The sequence below is a fragment of the Pseudocitrobacter sp. 2023LY-00077 genome (assembly GCF_055796175.1).
In genome coordinates this window covers 122,147-143,554 of the sequence record NZ_JBSPEI010000004.1, presented here as the reverse complement: position 1 = coordinate 143,554, position 21,408 = coordinate 122,147, and the positions used below count along the sequence as shown (strand labels likewise).

The 21,408-nt window shown below is 56.0% G+C and carries 17 protein-coding genes; 1 reads left to right on the top strand and 16 read right to left on the bottom strand.

The annotated features are described in order from the left end of the window. Positions 1–177: 177 nt before the first annotated feature. From flhE to tar, 12 genes are all read right to left on the bottom strand, one after another. On the bottom strand, positions 178–570 hold the full coding sequence (gene flhE, locus ACWWFX_RS07025) for a flagellar protein FlhE (protein ID WP_473223546.1): 393 nt from the start codon (positions 568–570) through the stop codon (positions 178–180). After that, positions 570–2,648, bottom strand: coding sequence for a flagellar biosynthesis protein FlhA (flhA, locus tag ACWWFX_RS07020; protein ID WP_473223484.1), 2,079 nt, complete (start codon positions 2,646–2,648; stop codon positions 570–572). The genes flhE and flhA overlap by 1 nt, the downstream gene beginning before the upstream one ends. After that, complete coding sequence (gene flhB / locus ACWWFX_RS07015) at positions 2,641–3,789, bottom strand: flagellar biosynthesis protein FlhB (protein WP_015964003.1); 1,149 nt, start codon at positions 3,787–3,789, stop codon at positions 2,641–2,643. Before flhB ends, flhA begins: the two co-directional genes overlap by 8 nt. 110 nt (positions 3,790–3,899) lie before the next feature. Beyond that, positions 3,900–6,554, bottom strand: coding sequence for a family 78 glycoside hydrolase catalytic domain (locus ACWWFX_RS07010; RefSeq protein WP_473223483.1), 2,655 nt, complete (start codon positions 6,552–6,554; stop codon positions 3,900–3,902). A 17-nt stretch (positions 6,555–6,571) separates the two neighbouring features. Next, a complete protein-coding gene (locus ACWWFX_RS07005; protein ID WP_276219881.1) occupies positions 6,572–7,816 on the bottom strand; it encodes an MFS transporter in 1,245 nt (414 codons plus the stop codon). Positions 7,817–7,960: 144 nt separating this feature from the next. Then, positions 7,961–8,812 carry a helix-turn-helix domain-containing protein gene (locus tag ACWWFX_RS07000; protein ID WP_473223482.1) on the bottom strand — a complete coding sequence of 284 codons (852 nt, stop codon included), beginning with the start codon at positions 8,810–8,812 and terminating at the stop codon, positions 7,961–7,963. A gap of 266 nt (positions 8,813–9,078) precedes the next feature. Next, complete coding sequence (cheZ, locus tag ACWWFX_RS06995; RefSeq protein WP_473223481.1) at positions 9,079–9,723, bottom strand: protein phosphatase CheZ; 645 nt, start codon at positions 9,721–9,723, stop codon at positions 9,079–9,081. A gap of 10 nt (positions 9,724–9,733) precedes the next feature. Next, the gene (gene cheY / locus ACWWFX_RS06990) at positions 9,734–10,123 is read right to left on the bottom strand and encodes a chemotaxis response regulator CheY (protein ID WP_015964001.1); all 390 of its coding nucleotides are present in this window, start codon (positions 10,121–10,123) and stop codon (positions 9,734–9,736) included. A gap of 14 nt (positions 10,124–10,137) precedes the next feature. Beyond that, positions 10,138–11,187: a protein-glutamate methylesterase/protein-glutamine glutaminase gene (locus tag ACWWFX_RS06985; RefSeq protein WP_473223480.1), complete on the bottom strand. Its 1,050-nt coding sequence runs from the start codon at positions 11,185–11,187 to the stop codon at positions 10,138–10,140. After that, entirely contained in the window at positions 11,184–12,038 is an 855-nt protein-coding gene (gene cheR, locus ACWWFX_RS06980; protein WP_473223479.1) for a protein-glutamate O-methyltransferase CheR, read from the bottom strand. Before cheR ends, ACWWFX_RS06985 begins: the two co-directional genes overlap by 4 nt. A 20-nt stretch (positions 12,039–12,058) precedes the next feature. After that, positions 12,059–13,660 carry a methyl-accepting chemotaxis protein gene (locus ACWWFX_RS06975; RefSeq protein WP_456145828.1) on the bottom strand — a complete coding sequence of 534 codons (1,602 nt, stop codon included), beginning with the start codon at positions 13,658–13,660 and terminating at the stop codon, positions 12,059–12,061. A 39-nt stretch (positions 13,661–13,699) separates the two neighbouring features. Next, the gene (gene tar / locus ACWWFX_RS06970; RefSeq protein WP_473223478.1) at positions 13,700–15,343 is read right to left on the bottom strand and encodes a methyl-accepting chemotaxis protein II; all 1,644 of its coding nucleotides are present in this window, start codon (positions 15,341–15,343) and stop codon (positions 13,700–13,702) included. Positions 15,344–15,586: 243 nt separating this feature from the next. Between tar and ACWWFX_RS06965 the strand changes: the two genes are divergently transcribed. Further along, on the top strand, positions 15,587–16,858 hold the full coding sequence (locus tag ACWWFX_RS06965) for a dicarboxylate/amino acid:cation symporter (protein WP_473223477.1): 1,272 nt from the start codon (positions 15,587–15,589) through the stop codon (positions 16,856–16,858). A gap of 186 nt (positions 16,859–17,044) precedes the next feature. Here the strand turns inward: ACWWFX_RS06965 and cheW are convergent, their stop codons facing one another. From cheW to motA, 4 genes are read right to left on the bottom strand one after another with little or no spacing between them, the layout of a single operon-like run. After that, positions 17,045–17,548 carry a chemotaxis protein CheW gene (gene cheW / locus ACWWFX_RS06960; protein ID WP_015963995.1) on the bottom strand — a complete coding sequence of 168 codons (504 nt, stop codon included), beginning with the start codon at positions 17,546–17,548 and terminating at the stop codon, positions 17,045–17,047. A 17-nt stretch (positions 17,549–17,565) separates the two neighbouring features. Further along, entirely contained in the window at positions 17,566–19,512 is a 1,947-nt protein-coding gene (gene cheA, locus ACWWFX_RS06955) for a chemotaxis protein CheA (protein WP_473223476.1), read from the bottom strand. Between the two features lie 4 nt (positions 19,513–19,516). Continuing rightward, the gene (motB, locus tag ACWWFX_RS06950; RefSeq protein WP_276219872.1) at positions 19,517–20,437 is read right to left on the bottom strand and encodes a flagellar motor protein MotB; all 921 of its coding nucleotides are present in this window, start codon (positions 20,435–20,437) and stop codon (positions 19,517–19,519) included. Further along, the gene (gene motA / locus ACWWFX_RS06945; RefSeq protein ID WP_473223475.1) at positions 20,434–21,324 is read right to left on the bottom strand and encodes a flagellar motor stator protein MotA; all 891 of its coding nucleotides are present in this window, start codon (positions 21,322–21,324) and stop codon (positions 20,434–20,436) included. The genes motB and motA overlap by 4 nt, the downstream gene beginning before the upstream one ends. Between the last annotated feature and the right edge of the window lie 84 nt (positions 21,325–21,408).

The following is a 21,408-nucleotide window of genomic DNA, read 5'->3' as shown; positions in this document are numbered from 1 at the left end:
CAAAGCTTGATACCTTTCCATTATTGCCAGCGGAATCCATTCACTGGCAAAAATGCAAAGAGTGGTGGCACGTGCTTCACTGATTTATAAAACAACGTTTCTTTTCAATCAAAAGAAGGGACCAGAAATGCGAGGCACGCTACAGATTAGCGCGGCATACGGCGAAAGAAAGAACAACTAGCGGTAATTCGCAATCACCTCATAACGACGGATCTTCAACGCCGGAACCAGCCTGCCTCCCCCCGGCACTTGCCAGATAAAACGCAGGGATTCCATTGCAGTCACGTTACTGAACGCATGCGTCGTGCCGCTCTGACCGTCCAGCTCGACACAGCGCGTAGAGGAGCATAAGCGTGTTTGTAACCCGGCTGGCGTCGGGCCGATAAGCTCGTAGCGCCACGCCACCAGCGTCATTTTACCTGCGACCGGCTCAGTCGCGCTCAGCGGTAAAGAAGATGCCGCCTCACCGCGATTATTCAGCGTCATTCCCGCGCGGCTGGCCTGCCAGGCCCCCTCTCCCGCCGCATGAACGGTGAGGGGCAAACACAATAACAGCAGAGACTTAATCATCATTTACCGCCAATCGTCGCGGTCATGCGGATGTTACGGTTGTCCGAAAGTTCCAGGCTGGAGAGCACCACCAGTTGCGGCAGGCTGCGGCGTAAGAAGCGCGACAACAGCGGACGCAGTGCATGATTCACCAGCAACACCGGCGGCGCGCCGAGCATCTCCTGACGCGCCAGCGCCTCCTGGGTTTGCGCCAGTAATCTGTCCGCCAGCCCCGGCTCCAGGCCACCGCCGCTCTGCAAGGCCTGCAACAACAGACGTTCCAGCGGCGCATCCAGGCCAATCACCTGCACTTCATCGCTGCCAGGGAACCAGCGCTGCGTGATCGCCCGACCCAGCGCCACGCGCACCACCGCCGTCAGTTCATTCGGATCGTGTTGCACCGGCGCGTGTTCCGCCAGCGTCTCCAGAATGGTACGCATATCGCGAATCGGCACTTTCTCATCGAGCAGATTTTGCAGCACTTTATGCAGAGTAGTGAGCGTGACCACGCCCGGCACCAGATCCTCCGTCAGTTTTGGCATCTCCTGGGTGACGCGATCCAGCAGTTGCTGCGCTTCCTGACGCCCAAACAACTCTGCCGAGTGCTGGCTTATCAAATGGTTAAGATGTGTGGCGACGACGGTACTGGCCTCCACCACCGTAAAGCCCTGAATTTGCGCCTGCTCTTTTAGGGCATTCTCAATCCAAATCGCCGCCAGCCCAAACGCCGGATCGACCGTCACTTCGCCAGGTAGCGTACCTGCCGCCGTGCCGGGGTTAATCGCCAGCCAGCGCCCCGGATAGGCTTCACCGCTACCAATCTCTACGCCTTTGAGCAAAATGCGATAGCGCGCAGGCGGCAGATCCATATTGTCGCGGATGTGCACCACCGGCGGCAGGAAGCCCATTTCCTGGGCGAATTTTTTACGAATGCTGCGAATACGCCCCAGCAATTCGCCGTCCTGCTGGAAATCCACCATCGGGATCAGGCGATAGCCGACCTCCATCCCCAGCGTGTCTTCCAGTTGTACGTCATTCCAGGTGGCCTCGACCGCCTGGGTGTTCTCCACGGGTTTGCTCGGCTGCGCTGGTTCCGGGGTTTTCATTTCGCGCCCGCGCAGCCACCAGGCAAGCCCGAGCAGCGCAGCAGTAAACAGCAGGAAAACAAAGTTTGGCATTCCTGGCACCAGACCAAGCAGGCCCAGCACAGCGGCACTCAGCATCATCACGCGCGGGTTGCTGAACAGCTGGCCGACCATCTGCTGACCCACATCCTGCTCGGTGCTGACGCGGGTGACAATCACCCCCGCAGCGGTAGAGATAACCAGCGCCGGGATCTGCGCCACCAGGCCGTCACCGATAGTTAGCAGGGTGTAGGATTCCGCCGCTTTGCCCATCGGCAGCCCGTGCTGTAATACCCCCACCAGCAGGCCACCGATGATGTTAATCACCATAATCAGGATCCCGGCGATGGCATCGCCGCGCACAAACTTACTTGCCCCGTCCATTGAGCCGTAAAAATCGGCCTCCTGCGTCACTTCGGTACGACGCTTTTTAGCCTCTTCTTCGCCGATGATCCCGGCGTTGAGATCCGCGTCAATCGCCATCTGTTTGCCGGGCATGCCGTCCAGCACAAAGCGCGCGCCTACTTCGGCAATACGCCCGGCACCTTTGGTGATCACCATAAAGTTGATAATCACCAGGATGATGAACACCACGATACCGATAGCAAAGTTACCGCCGACGAGGAAGTGGCCGAAGGCTTCCACGACTTTCCCCGCCGCCGCGCCGCCGGTATGCCCTTCCATCAGGATGATACGCGTGGATGCCACGTTGAGCGCCAGACGCAGCAGCGTTGTGAACAGCAGAATGGTGGGGAATGCGGCAAACTCCAGCGTTCGCTGGGTGAACATTGCCACCAGCAGCACCATAATCGACAGGGCGATGTTGAAGGTAAACAGCAGGTCGAGAACGAATGCGGGCAGCGGCAGCACCATCATCGACAAAATCAGCAGGATCAACACCGGCCCGGCGAGAACCTGCCACTGGGTCGATTTAAAATTGTCGGGCAGACGCAGCATTGCAGCCAGATTAGCCATCAGAGTCCTTCTCATTCAAAAAATCCAGCGCCTCAGGCACCGGCAGGTTATCAGGTTTTTTCGGCGGCGTTCCGCCCGCCAGACGCCAGCGTTTTAGCTGCCATACCCAGGCAAGCACTTCCGCCACGGCGGCATACAGCTGGCCGGGAATTTGCTGCCCCACTTCCGCGTGACGATACAGCGCACGCGCCAGCGGTGGGGCTTCCAGCATCGGCACGCGGTTTTCTTCACCCAGTTCACGAATACGCAGCGCCACCAGCCCGGCGCCTTTTGCCACCACGCGCGGGGCGCTCATTTTGTTTTCGTCGTACTGCAACGCCACCGAATAGTGGGTCGGGTTATTGACGATCACATCCGCCTTCGGGACATCTGCCATCATGCGTCGACGCGCCGCCGCGCGCTGCATCTGACGAATGCGCCCTTTCACGTGCGGGTCGCCTTCGCTCTGCTTGAATTCATCACGAATGTCCTGGCGCGACATGCGCAGCTTTTTCAGGTGGCTGTAGATCTGCCAGAAGACGTCAAACCCCACCATCGGGATAATCGCCAGCACCACCAGCAGGGCGCAAAAACCGACCATATTCAGCGCATTGCCCATCGCCACCAGCGGGGATTCACTGATAAGCCGCATCATGTCCGGCCAGTGCAGCCACAAGAACAACCCGGCCATGCTGCCCATCAGCAGCGATTTCATCACCGCTTTCATCAATTCCGCCGCCGTTTGCGCCGAGAACATGCGCTTAATGCCCGGCAGCGGGTTAAGCTTGTCGAGTTTGAACGCCAGCGATTTGGTGCTGAACACTAGCCCGCCGAGCATCACCGGCGCCACCAGCGCCACCACCACCACGCCAACAATCAGCGGCATCAGCGCCAGCATCGCCTCTTTCAGCAGCAGGATTATCTGCCCCAGAATGAGATTGGGATCGTTGATAATCGAGTGATCAAATCGCAGCCCGGAGGAGAGTAAGCTGGCTAAACGTCGGGCGAGGGATTCCCCGCCAAGCCAGATGACGCAGACGCCCACCAGCAGGATCAACAACGAGGTTAATTCGCGGGAACGCGGAATTTGCCCCTCTTCACGGGCTTTCTCTAACCGTTGGGGTGTGGGGTCTTCTGTTTTGTCGTCGTTTTCTTCTGACACGCGGTGGCTCTCGCAGACTCATCCACGGTCATTATTACGCGAGGGGAAAAGAACAATCGGAGGAAAAGCGGCGTAAAACGGGGGAAACTCCCCCGTTTACAGCGCAGACGTTACGCGAGCAGGTAGGTAAAGGTATAACGACCCGAGCCCAGCGCCGCACGCATTCCTTCAGTGCAGGCCGCGAAAGAAACGCCATCATCCTGCAACACACGCTGCGCGCCATCCAGCACCACATCCGCGCGGGTGTTCGGTGGAATGACCACCGAGAGCGTCAGCATTTTGTCGCCGTCGCGCTGCCAGTGCACGCCAATTTTCCCGTAGTTCGACTGATACGATGCCTTCAGCCAGCGAAGGTCGCCGCCCGGCAGCGGGCGCAGATGAATGTGCTTAAAGCCCGGTTCGTGTTCGTCCGGGTTGATCCCGGCCGCCGCGCGATACAGCCATTCACCAATTGCGCCGTAGGCGTAGTGGTTAAAGGAATTCATTGCCGGGCTCCACATGGTGCCATCGGGTTTAATGCCATCCCAGTGTTCCCAGATGGTGGTCGCCCCGGCATGTACCTGGTAGAGCCATGAAGGGAAGTCCTCTTTCAGCAGCAGTTGCCAGGCGGCCTGAGTTTGGCCATTTTCGCTCAGCGCGTGACAGAAGTACGGCGTGCCGACAAAGCCGGTCACCAGATGCCCATCGTTCTCTTCCAGCAATTGCAGCAGCGTTTGAACTGTGCGTTCGCGAAACGCGGCGGGCACAAGGTCAAAATAAAGCGCGAGGATATGCGCCGTTTGCGTACGAGCAGCCAGACGCCCGGTCGGGGTGAAAAACTCCTGCTGGAAGCGCGCAACGATCGCCTCATGCAGCGCCGAATACTCAGCATAATCGGCTTCGTTGCCCAACGCTTGCGCCGCGCGTGCAAACAGTTTTGTCGATAGCGCATAGTATGCCATACAGGTCAGCTCGTTCGGCGTTGCGCCAAAATAGCTACCTTCTTTCGCATCCAGCGCCACCCAGTCGCCAAATTGCAGGCGATAGCTCCACAAATGATCTACCGCGTGCGCACGCATAAAATCAACCCACGCTTTCATGCTGCCATATTGCTGGCGCAGAATGGCTTTATCGCCATACATCAGATACAGCGTCCACGGGTTGATGACCGCCGCATCGGCCCAGGCCGCAGCGGAGTGCGTCCGTCCGTGTGACAGAAAACGGTCGTTATCACACTTCCCGGTCAGAATATCCGGTACCACGTGCGGCACGCCGCCCTCTTCCGTTTGGTCATATTTCAGGTCGAGCAGCCACTTGCTGAAGAAATTGCGCGTCTGCATCAGATAGCTGGCGGTACGGCAAAAAATTTGCGCGTCTCCGGTCCAGCCCAGCCGTTCATCGCGCTGCGGGCAGTCGGTGGGCACATCAACAAAATTGCCTTTCAATCCCCAGACAATATTGTGGTGCAACTGGTTTAGGTCATCCCGCGAGGTTTCCAGCGAGCCGGTAGGCTGCATGGCGGAATGCAGAACAACCGCCTGGAAGTCGTCACATACCGGCGTTCCCGGCCACGCGTCGATGCGAACATAGCGAAAGCCCTGAAAGGTAAAGTGCGGATGATAGTGTTCTTCTTCGCCACCACGCAGGGTGTACTCTACGCACTGTTTAGCGGTGCGCAGGTTGTCGAGATACACGTTACCCTCGGCGTCCAGCACCTCAAAATGGCGCAGCACCACTTTCTGCCCGCGCTCGCCGCGCACGCTAAAATCGACCCAACCGCTGAGGTTCTGGCCGAAATCAAGCACCGTATCGCCCTGCGGGGTTGTGATTATCTCTCTCGGGCTCAGGCGTTCAATGGCCTGCACCGCGCAGGACGTTTGCGGCGTCAGTACCGATTTATTCGCCTCGGGGAGCGTCACGTCGCGCCACAGTGGCGAACTGAATCCCGGTTGACTCCAGCCAGCCTGCTCCAGCCGCGCGTCGTAGATTTCACCATCATAAAGTTCTGAGAACAAAATCGGTGCATCGGATGCCAGCCACTGATTATCCGTGGCAATAACCACTTCCCGGCCATCGCGATAGCGCACCACTAACTGGCCGATAAACGCCGTTTGCTCGCCATAATAGTTGCGATAACGGTTAAAGCTCATGTCGCCTTTGTACCATCCTGCGCCAACCATAGCTCCCAGCGCATTTCCCCCCGGTTGCAGTAGTGCAGTGACATCATAGGTTTGATAGCGCAGATGATGATGATAGCTGGTCCAGCCAGGCGTTAGCTCATCCTGGCCGACGCGCTGCCCGTTGAGGTACAACTGATACAGCCCCAGCGCGCTGGCGTGCGCCACTGCCGACACAATCTCGCCTTCCGGTAGCGTGAATTCCCGGCGCAGCAGCGTACCTTTGGAATTCTCTTTATCGGCGGGCGTCTCCGCCGAAATAAAAGCAGCCTGCCACTGCGCTGCCGGTAAGCCCGTGATAAACCGTGCGGTCGGGCTCCAGCCGCTTGCATTGCCGTAGTTATCGTAAATTCTGACCCGCACGACATAGTGCGCCGATGGCGTTAACGTCAAAGCAGGCAGCGTAATATTTGCTGATTCAGCGCTGTGAACCTCGCCGCTGTCATAACATAGCGACGTGAAATCTTCGCCCTGCGCTATCTGTACCTGCCATGCGGTTTGCTCAACGTTGCGCTGGTCGCTGGCGATAATCCATCCCAGCACCGGCAGAGTCTCAACGCCAGAAAGGGTTGATTCATAATCTAAAGTGATTCTTTCTACCGCTAACATTGTTATTCCCTCAATGATTAACTGTGAACGTTCAGAGCATCGTGCGACGCTGGTGTGTGCGATGAGACAATCTCGCCTTCGTCATTAAATTCATTACGCTGCTTACCGTGGAAGCACAGCCAGCCGATAACCATCCCGGCCACCACGATTGCGGTTAACAGACAGTAGAGAACGATGGGACCGGCAGTCAGCAGAACCGGCGTGACAAACGCCAGCAGGCCGCAGGTCAGACGCGCGACGCCCACGATGACGCCCTGCGCCGTGGCGCGCAGCATGGTAGGAAACGACTCCTGCGCCCACACTTTCATGATCCCTTCGAAGGCAAAACCGGTACCGATGTTGGTAAACAGCAGGCAGCAGAACCAGGAGAGCGGCGAGAAATTCAGCAGCACCGGCGTGAAGTAGCCCACCGACATCATCACTGCGCCGAAGATAAAGAACGGAATACGTTTTGTGGTATCGACGATACGCATAAACATCAGGCCCGATGCCACGCTCACAGGCAGAATCAGCAGCCCCCACAGCGAGTTAGTACTGACCGAAATGCCCACCACGTTCACGGCAACATAGGTCCCAAACTGCCCACCGGTATTGGCCGCCAGATTGGTAAAGGTGTAGAACGCGCACAGGGAGAGGAACGGCCAGAAGTATTTTTTATCCAGCAGATCGCGCCAGCCATTTTTCTGTGCGCGAACGGTAGCCACGCCGCGACGCAGTTCATCGCGCGCCACCAGCCACAAGGGCGACTCCGGGATTGACCAGCGCAGCACCAGCAGCACCAACGCCACCAGGCCGACGTGCATATACATAATCTGTGCGCCGACTTTGCCCCAGTCGCCCACGATGGCGGAAATCCCCATCGTCGCGCCTATCCCCACTAACCACAGCAGGTTAGACAAGCCAATGATTTTGCCACGATTATTGTCATCCGCCGCTTCGGAAATGGTCGCCAGGGAAACCGGTAAATCGGCCCCGGTCGCCAGCCCGACAAACAGCGTGCCGATAACCAGGAATGGGAAGCTCAGACCAAAGGCCATTGCCAGCGTGCCGATTAAAATCATCGCCATTGTGATAATAAAAACATTACGTCGGCCGATTCGGTCGCCCAGTCGGCCTCCGCAAAATGCCCCGGCGGCAATACTGAGTGTTAATAACCCCGACAGAATGCCGATTTCCAGCGCAGTTATACCTATCGTTTTTTGATAAATAACCAGTGCGGTGCCGTTTGATACAATTGCCGCAGAGTCTATATATGATGCCATTCCTGACACCACCCCAACATACCAGGGGTTGGGTGTTTTATTTTTTGACATAACGAGCCCTTAATTCAGAGCGAGCCAGGAGACACACCAACGCCTCTCGACCGGGGAGTTATAATAAAGTTCTTATTTGTTATTAGCCTGAAATTAAATAGCCGTTAATATACGCGAATGCAGTTCTCGCTCGTGGCTGGGTGAATATTTAAAATAACGTTTATAAGATTCCGTTAAGCGAATACCATTCATAAAACCGCAGCGCACGGCAATCTCACTGACGGTTTTATCCGTGGTGCGTAGCATCTCTTGTGCTTTCAATAATCGATATAACATCTGAAATCTGACTGGCGTATAACCGGTAACGCGTTTAATAAAGCGAAACATTGTACGGCGGGCGATTCCGTTATCATCGCTTATCGCGTTCCAGTCCAGATGGCGCAGACTGCTGGTTTTGAGGGTGCGTATCAGGTTTGCCCGCCCTCGTTCCTCGACGCTTAGCGTGCGCAGTTGATGGCCGCAGTGGCAGAGCGCATTGAGGATATTAAAGAAGGCCGCTTCAATGATCGAAAAATAGAGGACATCATAATCGCTGTCGTTGCGGGAGATTATCTCCTGGCTCCAGCCCCCAATGTTCTCCAGTGCCGCAGAGGTTAGGGTCATTTCATTTTGTCGCAACAACTGGTCTTTCATCATTCCCAGCAATACGTCCATCTGTTGCAAAAAATGAAAATTACGCACCCGACGAACTAAGATATTAATAACGGAAAGATTATTCGTAGAAACATAACTGTGCGTATCATTGGTGGTCACGAGGAAGAAATCGCCTTCACATATAAAGCGCACTTCATCATTAATGATATGAAACCCACTACCGTTACGGACAATAACAATTTCGTCAAAATCATGCCCGTGTACGCCTTCCATCAATTGATGATTCATTGAGAAAAGGCAGAACGTATGTTGCTCAGAGAGAAAGAATTCACTGTCCCGTAAAATTCGCATAGCCCCTCCCGTTTTATTAAAGACTCGCACCGGCCTTAATAAAGAATAAGGTTGCATGCTATTAATATTATCGTCCCTTGCGCTGAAGACTATTTAACCGCATTAATTATGACAAGTCTATATAGGGGAGTGACACTCAGACGTAAGCCGCTGTGACCTCGGCGTCATTTCGGGGAAAGAGGAGACGTAATGATTATGAATGGCAGCTTCGCGTTATCCGACATACCTGAAAGTAGGCCGGGCAAGCGAAGCGCCCCCGGCATCAATCAGAAGCCCAAACTGTCCAGCAAATCGTCTACCTGATCCTGGCTTGCGACCACACCCGCTTTCGAGGTGTCCACCTGTGGGCCATTGAGCAGGCTTTCGTTTTCACGTTTTGTGCGTAAAGCAGGCTCAGGCATATTCTCCAGCAGCACCATCAACAGCTGGCGCTCAATCTCCTGGATAACATCCATCATCCGCTTGATAACCTGTCCGGTGAGATCCTGGAAATCCTGCGCCATCATAATTTCCAGTAGCTGGGCATTGGTAAAACGGGTGTGCTCCGGTACGTCGCGCAGATACTGGCGTGTGTCGGTGACCAGCTCACGCGCATCCGTCAGCGCGATCGGGTTTTCAAACCACGCATCCCAGCGTGTACTCAGCGCATTCGCATTTTTCTCAAGCGCGTCCTGGTGCGGCTGTGACGCCTCGACGCTGTTCAGCGCGCGTTCAGCGGCCTGCGCGGTCATCTGCACCACATAGTCCAGACGATCGCGGGCATCAGGAATCGCTTCCGCCGCTTCAGCAATCGCCTGGTCAAGCCCCAGTTCACGCAGGCTGTCGCGCAGCATGCGGGTCAGGCTGCCGATACGCGCAATGATATCCGCAGCAGAATGTTCATCATCGGGCTTAATGGGGGGGTGTATCATGGTCATCTCCTCACATGCCCAGCTTCTCGAAAATCTTATTCAGCTTCTCTTCCAGCGTCGCAGCGGTAAACGGCTTCACCACATAGCCGCTGGCACCGGCCTGTGCGGCGGCAATAATGTTCTCTTTTTTGGCCTCTGCGGTCACCATCAGCACCGGCAGCGCGGCCATTGCGCCATCGCCGCGAATGGTTTTCAGCAGATCCAGCCCGTCCATGTTCGGCATGTTCCAGTCAGAAATCACAAAGCCAAAGCCGCCCGCCTGCAATTTATTCAGCGCATCAACACCGTCTTCCGCTTCTTCGACATTATTAAACCCCAGCTCTTTAAGCAGGTTACGCACAATGCGGCGCATGGTGGAAAAGTCATCCACAACCAAAAACTTAAGCTCTTTATCCGCCATTCACTTCTCTCCTGTTATATACGTATTGCCTGTCCGGCACTGATTTTCGCCAGCATTTGCTGGCTTATCTGACTGAGGTCGACCACTTCGCTGACGCCACCCATATTGATGGCTTCGCGCGGCATGCCGAATACCACACAACTGGCTTCGTTCTGGGCGATAGTCCAGGCACCCGCCTGGCGCATCGCCCGCATCCCTGCCGCACCGTCGTTGCCCATCCCGGTGAGGATCACGCCAACGGCATTGCGCCCTGCGTGCTGTGCAACGGAATGAAACAGCACATCCACCGACGGGCGATGGCGATTTACCGCCGGTCCGTCATGAATTTTGATTTGATAGTTTGCCCCGCTGCGTGCCAGCTCAAGATGACGATCGCCCGGCGCGATATAAGCATGTCCCGGCAAAACGCGTTCACCGTCTTCCGCTTCTTTCACGCCAATCTGGCACAGCTTATTGAGCCGATCGGCAAACGATCGCGTAAACCCTGGCGGCATATGTTGGGTGATCAACAACGCCGGACTGGTCACCGGCAGCGGCTGCAACACATGGCGAATCGCCTCTGTTCCGCCGGTCGATGCACCAATGGCAATCAGCTTTTCCGAGCTCAGCAATGGCCCGCTTTTTAAGGTGGCCGGTACGGCGACCGTTTTATGCGCGGAAATTTGCGCCCGCGCCGCCGCGCGCACTTTGTCGGCAATCATTTCGCTGTAGGCCAGCATCCCTTCGCGGATACCCAGTTGTGGCTTGGTGACAAAATCCACCGCCCCCAGCTCCAGCGCGCGCAGCGTCACTTCTGAACCTTTTCCCGTCAGCGAAGAAACCATCACCACCGGCATCGGGCGCAGGCGCATCAGCTTCTCAAGAAAGTCGAGGCCATCCATGCGCGGCATCTCAACATCCAGCGTCAGGACATCGGGGTTAAATTTTTTGATCAGATCGCGCGCCACCAGCGGATCTGGCGCAGTGGCAACCATTTCCATATCGCTGTGGCTGTTGATAATCTCGGTCATGATTTGCCGCATCAGCGCGGAATCATCCACCGACAGCACCCTGATTTTACTCATCCGTTTTCCTTACCCAGCGCGTAAACCGTTTGCCCCCGCAGGCTGAATTCATGCACGAGGTGGCTAAAGTTCTCCGAATGCCCGGCAAACAGTAATCCGCCGGGTTTAAGCAGCGGAATAAAGCGGCGGAGAATCGCCTGCTGGGTCGCTTTGTCAAAATAGATCATCACGTTACGACAAAAAATCGCATCGAATGGCCCCGGTACGTTGTAGTGTCTTTCCAGCAAATTGACGCTGGAGAAATCCACAAAATTGCTCAGTTCCGGGCGTACTTTCACCAGCCCGGTATGCGGGCCGGTGCCGCGCATAAACCAGTTTTGTAGCTGCTGATGGGTCAGCGTTTTCAGCTCTTCCTGGCGATAAATGCCGTTCTGCGCTTTGTTCAGCACTTCCGTATCAATATCGCTGGCGTGCACTTTCCAGCGCCCCGGCGCGTTGCCCAGCGTTTTGGCAAGCGTCATGGCGATGGAATAGGGTTCCTCGCCCGTAGAGGCCGCGGCACTCCAGACTCGGTATTCGCCGCGCCGTTTTGCAGCGTGCTCGGCAAGCGTCGGGAAATGATGCGCTTCACGGAAGAAGGCTGTGAGATTGGTGGTGAGCGAGTTAATAAATGCCTGCCATTCGGTGCTTTCGGTATCCCCTTCCAGCAACGATAAATAGTGACCAAAGTCATCCAGCGCCAGCGTGCGCAAGCGCCGTACCAGGCGGTTGTAGACCATATCGCGCTTGTGATCCGCCAGCACAATGCCTGCGCGCTGGTGGATCAATTGGCTTATCCGACGGAACTGCACGTCGGACAGCTCGAGGCGCTGCGTCATCGGTGTAGTTAACGACGAGGGAATGGATGTCATAGCGCCTTCTTTCATTACTTTCAGGAAACCGCAGGCTGTGCGTTCTGCACAACTCGCTCAGGAGAAACGGTATTCAGTTCTTCAATCTTAAACACGGAGACCAGGGTAGTGAGCGTGTCCGCCTGCCCGGTCAATTGCTCCGTTGCGGCGGCCCCCTCTTCCACCAGCGCGGCGTTCTGCTGCGTCACCTGATCCATCTGGCTGACCGCAAGCGCTACCTGCTCAATGCCGCGACGCTGTTCATCCGACGCCGAGGCAATCTCGCCCATGATGTCGTTGACCTGGGTGACCGAATGGACAATTTCACCCATCGTTTTGGCAGCGGTATCCACCAGTGCCGATCCTTCCTGCACGCGGGCAACCGACTCTTCAATCAATACTTTGATCTCTTTTGCCGCCTGAGCGCTGCGGCTTGCCAGGTTACGCACCTCACCCGCCACCACCGCAAACCCGCGCCCCTGTTCACCCGCGCGTGCCGCTTCGACCGCCGCGTTTAGCGCCAGAATGTTGGTCTGGAAAGCGATACCGTCGATCACGCTGATGATGTCGCCGATTTTCTGCGAACTGGTGGCAATGCTTTGCATGGTATGAGCCACGTTTGATGCCTGATCGCCCCCCTGCCGCGCCGTGCGCGCCGCATTGCTGGCGAGTTCGGACGCCTGACGCGCGTTATCGGCGTTCTGCCCGACTGTTGCGGTAAGCTGCTCCATACTGGCCGCCGTTTCCGCCAGCGATGCCGCCTGCTGTTCGGTACGCGATGAGAGATCGTTATTGCCAGCGGCTATTTCGGAAATGCCCGTATGCATGGCGTAGCTACTTTGACGGACCTGGCTGACAGTGTTGCGCAACGCATCCTGCATCGCCTTCAGCCCGGCGAAAATCGCGCTGATTTCGTTTTTACCGTACACCGCAATCGGGCGTGCAAGGTCGCCTCTGGCGATGCTGTCAAAATGGTCGCTGACTATCTTCAGTGGCGACACAATCATTCGCCGCGACCACAGCAGAGAACCCACGGTAATCAGCACTGCCAGCACCACCATGGTGAGGAACATCAGCTGTGAACGCTGATAATCACGCTGACTTTCCGCCCGCGCATCATCAATGTACGCGTCGATGTGGCGCTGCCAGCCCTGGTAATCTGCATCAAATTTGGCCTGCATTTTTTGCACCGGCGAGCCAAGGAAATCGGCAAGCTGATTGGTTTCGAGCCAGGTGGCCTGATGCTCAAGGCCGTTACGCCAGGCGCTGAAGCTGGCTTCCGTCCGCTCGCCCAACTGGCGCGACTCGGTGGATCGCTGCTCAATCGATTTAAAGGCAGCAAATTCACTGTCAGCCAGTTTGAGTGCCTGTCGCGCGTCTACCATTCCGGCTTTGATTTCATCAAGCGGATAGCCCAGCGCGGTCAGCGTGCCCGTGCGATTCAACACCTGGCTGGTCTGTAATAGTGCCGCACGCGCCGCCATCAGCGAACTGAGCTGCTGGCCGCTGTGTTCAATTTGCTCAAGGTTTTGTTGGCCGTCGCGAAAGGCCCAAAAAGAGAGGCCGTTGCTGCCAATCTGTAACAGGCCGCAAATTATCAAAATCAAAAACAACGTGGTCGAAATGCGAATACGAGTAAACATCACCACTCCTGTTACGCAGGCAATCGCGCCTGACACAAATTAAAAGGTTTCCCAGTTTTCTTCTGAACGCGCGACCGCAATCTGAACGCCAGGAACCGACGCGGTTTTTGGCGAGACGAGCGCGCGCGTGGACGACGCCAGCCGAAACGCGCTGACCGCTTCGCTCAGCTTCCCGGCCTGCTCTTCCAGCGCAGCCGCCGCAGCAGCGGATTCTTCGACCAGCGCGGCGTTTTGCTGTGTGACTTTGTCCATTTCGGTGACCGCCAGCGCGACCTGGTCTATCCCACGACTCTGCTCATCAGAGGCGGAAGAGATTTCACCCATAATGTCGGTCACACGGGTGACGGCGTTGACAATCTCATGCATGGTTTCCCCGGCGCTTTCCACCAGCCGGGAACCGGCATCTACCCGCTCGACAGAGTTATCGATCAGGGCTTTAATCTCTTTTGCCGCCTGAGCGCTGCGGCTGGCAAGATTGCGCACTTCTCCGGCGACCACGGCAAACCCTCTCCCCTGCTCGCCGGCCCGTGCGGCTTCCACGGCGGCGTTCAGTGCCAGAATATTGGTCTGGAAGGCGATACCGTCGATGACGCTGGTGATGTCAGCGATTTTCTGCGAACTTCCGGCGATATCGTGCATGGTGCTGACCACGTCATCGACCACATTGCCGCCGCGACGCGCCGTTTCCGAAGCGCTTTGTGCCAGCCGTGAGGCCTGACGCGCGTTATCGGCGTTCTGTTTTACCGTGGCGGTGAGCTGTTCCATGCTGGCGGCGGTCTCTTCCAGTGAGGCGGATTGTTGTTCAGTGCGTGAAGAAAGGTCGTTATTCCCGGCGGCGATTTCGCTGGTGCCGCTGTAAATGGCATCGGTGCCCTCGCGAACGCGGGTAACCGTGTCAATTAACGCGTGCTGCATGTGATTAACGGTATCCGCCAGTTGGGTCAGTTCATTGCGTCCTTTCAACGCCAGTTCGGGCGTCAGGTCGCCGTTGGCGATGTGGCGGATATGGGTCATGACATGGTTAAGCGGCGTCAACAGAATGCGGCGGATGCCAAGCCACACAGCCAGCAGCACCACCGCCAGCACCAGCGCCAGAATCATTAACTGCCAGCGGGCAAACTGATAATCGTGGCTGCTGGTTGTAAATGCCTGCTGATAGAGAGACTCACTCTGCGCGCGATACACGCCCATCGCCTCGCCCATGGCGTTCTGTTTACCCTGGGTAGGCTGGGCAAAATAGGCGTCCATATTCCCCTGTTCCAGGAAACCAATCAGCTCCTGTAAGGCGGCGAAATAGGCCTGCGTTTGTTGCGCAACACGCTGGCTGACCTGTGCCATTTCCGGCTCAACCGCCGCCTGATTAAATCGCGTGATATGCGCCTGAGCCTGCGCCAGCGTTGATTTGGCATTTTTCAGCAAATCGGTTTTGGCGCTGCTTTGAAGGTTGCTGGTATCCATCATCATGCGCGCCGAGGAGCGGCTGAGGTTGATACGCGTTTGCAGCATCAGATCCCAGGCGTCCGTCAGCTCGGTCTGTTGGGTACGCAGGGCGTTAGAGAGCGCAAAACTGTGCTGGTTTTGCGAAAGAGACGAAAAAAGCAATCCCCCGGAGAGCAGTTGCAAAAGTGCGAAGACGACCAGCACCAACATCAGCAGGGTGACAACGCGGATACGGTTTAACATACAACACCTTCTCGATGACGTGATATCGGTGTTATCGGCAAAGAGAAGTGAAACTTTAAGCAGAGAAACAGTAACCCTGCGCACGAATGCGCAAAATTACAACATTTCCGATAAACCCTAAAAAATAGTTGTAAATCTGTCCGCTTTAATCCAATTTATACTACGAATGAATTAATGGAATTACATAATAAAAAATCATTGATCATCATGTTAATTATTCGTTACACGACGGGGAAATATTAAGTGGCAAACGCAAATAAACTCACGGTATTTATCGTGATTTTCATGCTGGCGGGGATTCTCACCGGCGCAATGATCCATTCCTACGCATCAGCAGACTCCATTACCGCATGGTCCGATAACATCACCCTGCTCACCGATATCTTCCTGCGCCTCATCAAAATGGTTATTGCGCCGTTAGTATTCAGCACGCTGACCGTGGGCATTATGCGCCTGGGTGAAACCTCGACGATTGGTCGCGTTGGCGGGAAAGCCATGGTGTGGTTTATCAGCTCATCCGTGCTGTCCATCCTGGTGGGGCTGTTTATCGTTACTCTGGAACATCCGGGTAGCGGGATGAATCTGGCGATTCCGGCCGGTACCGTTGAAACCGGACTCGCAACCAGCGGCATGTCGCTGAAAGCGTTTCTGGCACATACCATCCCCACCAGTATCGCGGGGGCAATGGCCGATAACGAGATCCTGCAAATTGTGGTCTTCTCGATGTTCTTCGGCATTGGCGGCGCATCGTTGGGGCAGAAATTCAACGCACCGCTGGTTGCCGCGCTGGACGTGGTTTCGCACATTATGCTGAAGGTGACGGGCTATGTGATGTATGTGGCTCCGCTGGCGATTTTCGCCGCTATTTCGTCGGTTATCGCTAAAGAAGGTCTCGGCATTTTGTTGAACTACGCCTCTTTCATTGGTGGTTATTATCTGGCGATTCTGATCACCTGTCTGGTGCTGATAGGCGTCGGTTACATGGTGCTGAGGAAAGAGATTTTCCGCCTGGTCAATATGCTTAAAGATCCGGTGCTGGTGGCGTTCACCACCAGTAGCTCTGAAGCAGCCTATCCAAAAACACTCGAACAGCTGGCGAAATTTGGTTGCTCGCCAAACATCGTCTCTTTCGTTCTGCCGATCGGTTACTCCTTTAACCTGGTGGGGTCGATGGTGTACTGCTCGTTTGCCTCGATGTTTATCGCGCAGGCCTACAATATTCAGCTGAGCTTCTCTGAAATTACCGTATTGATGCTGACGCTGATGCTGGCGTCAAAAGGTATAGCCGGGGTCCCGCGCTCTGCGTTGGTGGTGCTGGCGGCGACCATTCCGAGCTTTAACATTCCGGTTGCTGGGATCCTGCTGCTGATGGGGATTGACCACTTCCTCGATATGGGGCGTTCCGCAATTAACGTGCTGGGTAACGGCGTGGCGGCGGCGATGCTGTCGCAGAATGAAGGGATGCTGAGCGAAGGCGAAGCGGAAGAAGTGGAACAGCAGGAAGTGCAGGCTTAACGCAAGCGGCATGGTGCGGGCGGTGGAATTGCCGGATGGCGGCTACGCCTTATCCGGCATACAAACGTCTATTGTGCGGGTTGTGGGATTGCCGGATGTGGCTGCGCCTTATCCGGCCTACAAATCCGCGCCCACCCTGTAGGCCGGATAAGCGAAGCGCATCCGGCAAGGAGCGGTAGTCAAACTTTACGCAGCTTGCGTCGCCGTACTGTCCAGCAGCGCCATCTCATCGCTACTCAGCAATTTTTCGATATTCACCAGAATCAGCATGCGATCGCCCAACGCGCCAAGACCGGTCAGGTACTCCGTCGATAGCGTCACGGCAAATTCCGGCGCGGGGCGAATTTGATCTGCCGCGAGTGACAGCACGTCAGACACGCCGTCCACCACAATCCCTACCACGCGCTGGCCGAGATTCAGCACAATCACTACCGTATTGTCGTTGTACTCCACGTCCTGCTGGCTGAACTTTACGCGCAGGTCGACAATCGGCACAATTACGCCGCGTAAATTGGTTACGCCCTTAATAAACGCAGGCGTATTGGCGATGCGGGTTACCTGATCGTAACCGCGAATTTCCTGCACTTTCAGAATATCGATGCCGTACTCTTCATCACCAAGGGTGAAAACCAAAAACTCCTGGCCCGAGGGCTCGCCCGCCAGTTTTGCTACGCTGTTCATACCGGTCATTTTATTTCCTTCTCTATTCAGGCGGCGATGTACGCCAGACGTTTTTCACGATTAAGACTTTGCAGGGCTGCGACATCCACAATCAGCGCCACGCTGCCGTCGCCGAGAATGGTGGCGGCGGAAATGCCCGGCACTTTGCGATAGTTACTCTCCAGGTTTTTCACCACCACCTGATGCTGCCCGATCAGTTGATCGACCAGCAGCGCATAGCGTCGCCCGGCGCTTTGCAGAATGACCACAATGCCCTGCGTCGCTTCGGTTTTGGCCCCCTGCACATCAAACACTTTCCACAGTTCTACCAGCGGCAGGTATTCACCGCGCACTTCCAGCACGCGCTCCCCGCCCGCCAGCGGGTGCAAATCTTCGTCGCGCGGCTGGAGCGATTCCATCACCGCATTGAGAGGCAGAATAAAGACTTCGTCGCACACCTTCACAGACATGCCGTCGAGGATTGCCAGCGTCAGCGGCAGCAGAATACGAATGGTGGTGCCCGTGCCCTGTTTCGATTGAATCTCGACGTGGCCGCCCATCTCCTGAATGTTGCGTTTCACCACATCCATGCCCACGCCGCGCCCGGAAACGTCCGTCACCTGCTCGGCGGTCGAGAATCCTGGCGCAAAGATGAGCATCCCCACTTCGTCGTCGGTCATGTTGTCGTGAACCGCCAGCCCCTGCGAGAGCGCTTTCGCCAGAATGCGCTCGCGGTTCAGCCCTGCGCCATCGTCGGTCACTTCGATACAGATATTGCCGCCCTGATGCTCCGCCGACAGAATAAGATTACCGACCTCTGATTTCCCTGCGGCGATACGTGTTTCCGGCAGTTCAATCCCGTGATCCAGACTGTTACGCACCAGGTGCGTCAGCGGGTCAATAATTCGTTCAATCAGGCTCTTGTCGAGTTCGGTTGAACTGCCCTGTAGCGTGAGTTCAACCTGTTTACCGAGCTTGCTCGCCAGGTCACGCACCAGACGCGGGAAGCGGCTGAAGACATACTCCATCGGCATCATGCGAATAGACATCACCGATTCCTGCAAGTCACGGGCGTTACGCTGTAGCTGGCCCATGCTGGTGATGAGGTCGCCATGCTGCACCGGGTCGAGTTCCGTCGAGCGCTGCGCCAGCATTGACTGAGTGATCACCAGCTCCCCCACCAGGTTGATAAGCTGATCGACTTTCTCCACCGCCACGCGAATGCTGGTCGATTCGCTGGCGCGCGTCGGTTTATCGCGTTCTACGCGTGCGGGTACGACCGGCACCAGGGTCGGCGCTGCCACAGGTATGCTGGGTACGGTTTCCGCCACAGTCTCAGAGTCAAACGTTATCTGATCCGCCTCAATGACAAAACAGAGCACCGCCACGATATCGTCCTGATGCACATCCCCTTCCAGGGTCGCGCTCAGGCTATCAACGCCCATCGTGACGTCGCTCAGCGTCGCGAGGTTTCCGAGTTCTTCCTGGAGCATCTCCGGCTCGCCGGGTTTCAGGCGCGAAAGGGTGATCCGTGAATTTCCCGGCAGTGGGTCCGCTTTCTCGACTACGGTCAACCGGGTCGCTGGCGGCACGCTCTCGCCTTTGGCTTCCAGCGCCAACTGACGCAGCGCCTGGCAGATGTATTCAAAACTGGCGGCATCCGGCTCCTGCGAGCTTTTATAGGCGTCGAGCTGTTCCTGCATAATATCTTTGGTTTCCAAAAACAGGTTGATAATGTCGGTATTGAGCGGCATTTCCCCTCGACGCGCATCGTCGAGCAGGTTCTCCATTAAATGGGTCGTTTCCTGCAACACAGAAAAACCGAAGGTGCCTGCTCCTCCTTTGATGGAGTGCGCCGCCCGAAAGATGGCGTTCATCTGTTCGGTGTCGGGATCGGACGGGACAAGCACCAGCAGGTGCTGCTCCATGTCCGCCAACAGTTCGTCGGCTTCATCAAAGAAAGTCTGATAAAAATCGCTGATATCCATGCTCACGCAATCACCTCTGATCGGATTGTGGCGGTGTTGGGCTTTGTGTCGCCGACGGCGACGGTAATGCACTTAACGGTTCGTTCTGGCTCTGTGCGTTCTCGTGGAGAATCGCCTGCTCGGCCTGGTTGTTGAGCACCAGCAAACTGATACGACGGTTGATGGCGTCATCCCCACCATGGCTCGATAGTCGCATGGTGTTTGCCATACCTACCACGCGCAGCACTTTGCCTTCACTCAGCCCGCCAATCACCAGCTCGCGTCGGGAAGCGTTAGCACGATCCGCTGAGAGTTCCCAGTTACTGTAACCGCGCTCGCCGCCCGCGTAGGGATAATCATCCGTGTGGCCGGAGAGACTGATTTTATTGGGGATTTCATTCAACACCGGGGCGATACCGCGCAGGATATCGCGCATGTATGGCTCCACCTCGGCGCTGCCGGTTTTAAACATTGGCCGGTTCTGGCTGTCGATAATCTGAATGCGTAATCCCTCCTGAACGAGGTCAATCTTCAGGTGCGGGCGCAGGGCTTTCAGTTTGGGATCGGCCTCAATTAGCTGGTCCAGCTCACCGCGAATGCGCTTCAGGCGGTTAGTTTCCATCCGCTTTTTCAGTTCATCCATGTTGGGCTGTTTATTCACTTCGCCCTGCTGCTGGGTGACGTCATCGCCGCCGCCGGGAATCGGGCTATCGCTGTTCGATATTCGCGGGCCGCCGCTCACCGCTGTCGCCAGCGGCGTACGGAAGTATTCGGCAATTTGGATCAGCTCTTTAGGGCTGGAGATAGAAATCAGCCACATCACCAGAAAGAAGGCCATCATGGCGGTCATAAAATCGGCGTAGGCAATCTTCCACGATCCGTGGCCGCCTCCCCCATGCGCTTTGGCTTTGCGTCTTTTGACGACGACGATCGGGTGCGACTGATTTTTCATGCGTCCTCGGTCGTGGCTGGCTGCGCCGTCGGGTTACGCACCGCGCGCACATGCTCTTCCAGTTCAACAAACGACGGACGCTCGCTGGTATAGAGTGTTTTACGGCCAAACTCCACGGCGATCGGCGGCGCGTACCCGTTGAGATTCGAGAGCAGCGTAATTTTGACGCACTGCATCATTTTGGTGGTTTCTGCGCTTTTTTGTCTGAGCACGCTGGCCAGCGGCGAGACAAAACCATAAGCCAAAAGAATACCGAGGAATGTCCCCACCATAGCGTGAGCGATTAATGCACCCAGTTCTGCCGCCGGACGATCGGCCGAACCCAGCGCATGAACAACGCCCATCACCGCCGCCACGATGCCAAACGCCGGTAATGAATCGCCTACCAGCGCCAGACTGTTGGCTGGAACTTCGCTTTCGCTTTCGAAGGTTTCAATTTCCTCATCCATCAGCGCTTCAATTTCGAAGGTATTCATATTGCCGCTGATAATGAGTCGCAGATAATCGACGATGAAATCCAGCATGACGCTGTCAGCAAGAATGCGCGGATAGCTGGCGAAGATTTCACTTTCGCGCGGGTTTTCAATATCGCGCTCGAGCGAGAACATCCCCTGCTGGCGTGACTTGGCCATCAGGCGATAGAGCAGCGCCAGCAGGTCCATATACATGGTTTTGGTGTATTTTGAGCGGCGAAAAAGCAGCGGCAGCGCTTTAAGCGTTCCCTTAATCGCTTTCCCGTTGTTACCGACGATAAACGCGCCGACGCCAGCTCCGCCGATAATAATCAGTTCAGCGGGTTGATACAGTGCCCCAAGGTGCCCGCCGGTCATGGCATAACCGCCGAATACTGTCCCGATGACGACCAGGTAACCGATTAAGATAAGCACGTTTCATCCTTCCACTGTTGATCAGGCTGAAGGACAGATAAAAGCGTCGCCGAACGACAGGCAAAAAAAAGCAGCGGTCACGGG

Bases quoted from the DNA above. Each gene is read 5' to 3' on its own strand.
- cheY (WP_015964001.1), bottom strand. From the start codon at position 10,123: ATGGCGGATAAAGAGCTTAAGTTTTTGGTTGTGGATGACTTTTCCACC.
- cheR (WP_473223479.1), bottom strand. From the start codon at position 12,038: ATGACATCCATTCCCTCGTCGTTAACTACACCGATGACGCAGCGCCTC.
- flhA (WP_473223484.1), bottom strand. From the start codon at position 2,648: ATGGCTAATCTGGCTGCAATGCTGCGTCTGCCCGACAATTTTAAATCG.
- cheW (WP_015963995.1), bottom strand. From the start codon at position 17,548: ATGACCGGTATGAACAGCGTAGCAAAACTGGCGGGCGAGCCCTCGGGC.
- ACWWFX_RS07000 (WP_473223482.1), bottom strand. From the start codon at position 8,812: ATGCGAATTTTACGGGACAGTGAATTCTTTCTCTCTGAGCAACATACG.
- tar (WP_473223478.1), bottom strand. From the start codon at position 15,343: ATGTTAAACCGTATCCGCGTTGTCACCCTGCTGATGTTGGTGCTGGTC.
- ACWWFX_RS07010 (WP_473223483.1), bottom strand. From the start codon at position 6,554: ATGTTAGCGGTAGAAAGAATCACTTTAGATTATGAATCAACCCTTTCT.
- ACWWFX_RS06975 (WP_456145828.1), bottom strand. From the start codon at position 13,660: ATGTTTACTCGTATTCGCATTTCGACCACGTTGTTTTTGATTTTGATA.
- motB (WP_276219872.1), bottom strand. From the start codon at position 20,437: ATGAAAAATCAGTCGCACCCGATCGTCGTCGTCAAAAGACGCAAAGCC.
- flhE (WP_473223546.1), bottom strand. From the start codon at position 570: ATGATTAAGTCTCTGCTGTTATTGTGTTTGCCCCTCACCGTTCATGCG.
- ACWWFX_RS06985 (WP_473223480.1), bottom strand. From the start codon at position 11,187: ATGAGTAAAATCAGGGTGCTGTCGGTGGATGATTCCGCGCTGATGCGG.
- ACWWFX_RS07005 (WP_276219881.1), bottom strand. From the start codon at position 7,816: ATGGCATCATATATAGACTCTGCGGCAATTGTATCAAACGGCACCGCA.
- cheZ (WP_473223481.1), bottom strand. From the start codon at position 9,723: ATGATACACCCCCCCATTAAGCCCGATGATGAACATTCTGCTGCGGAT.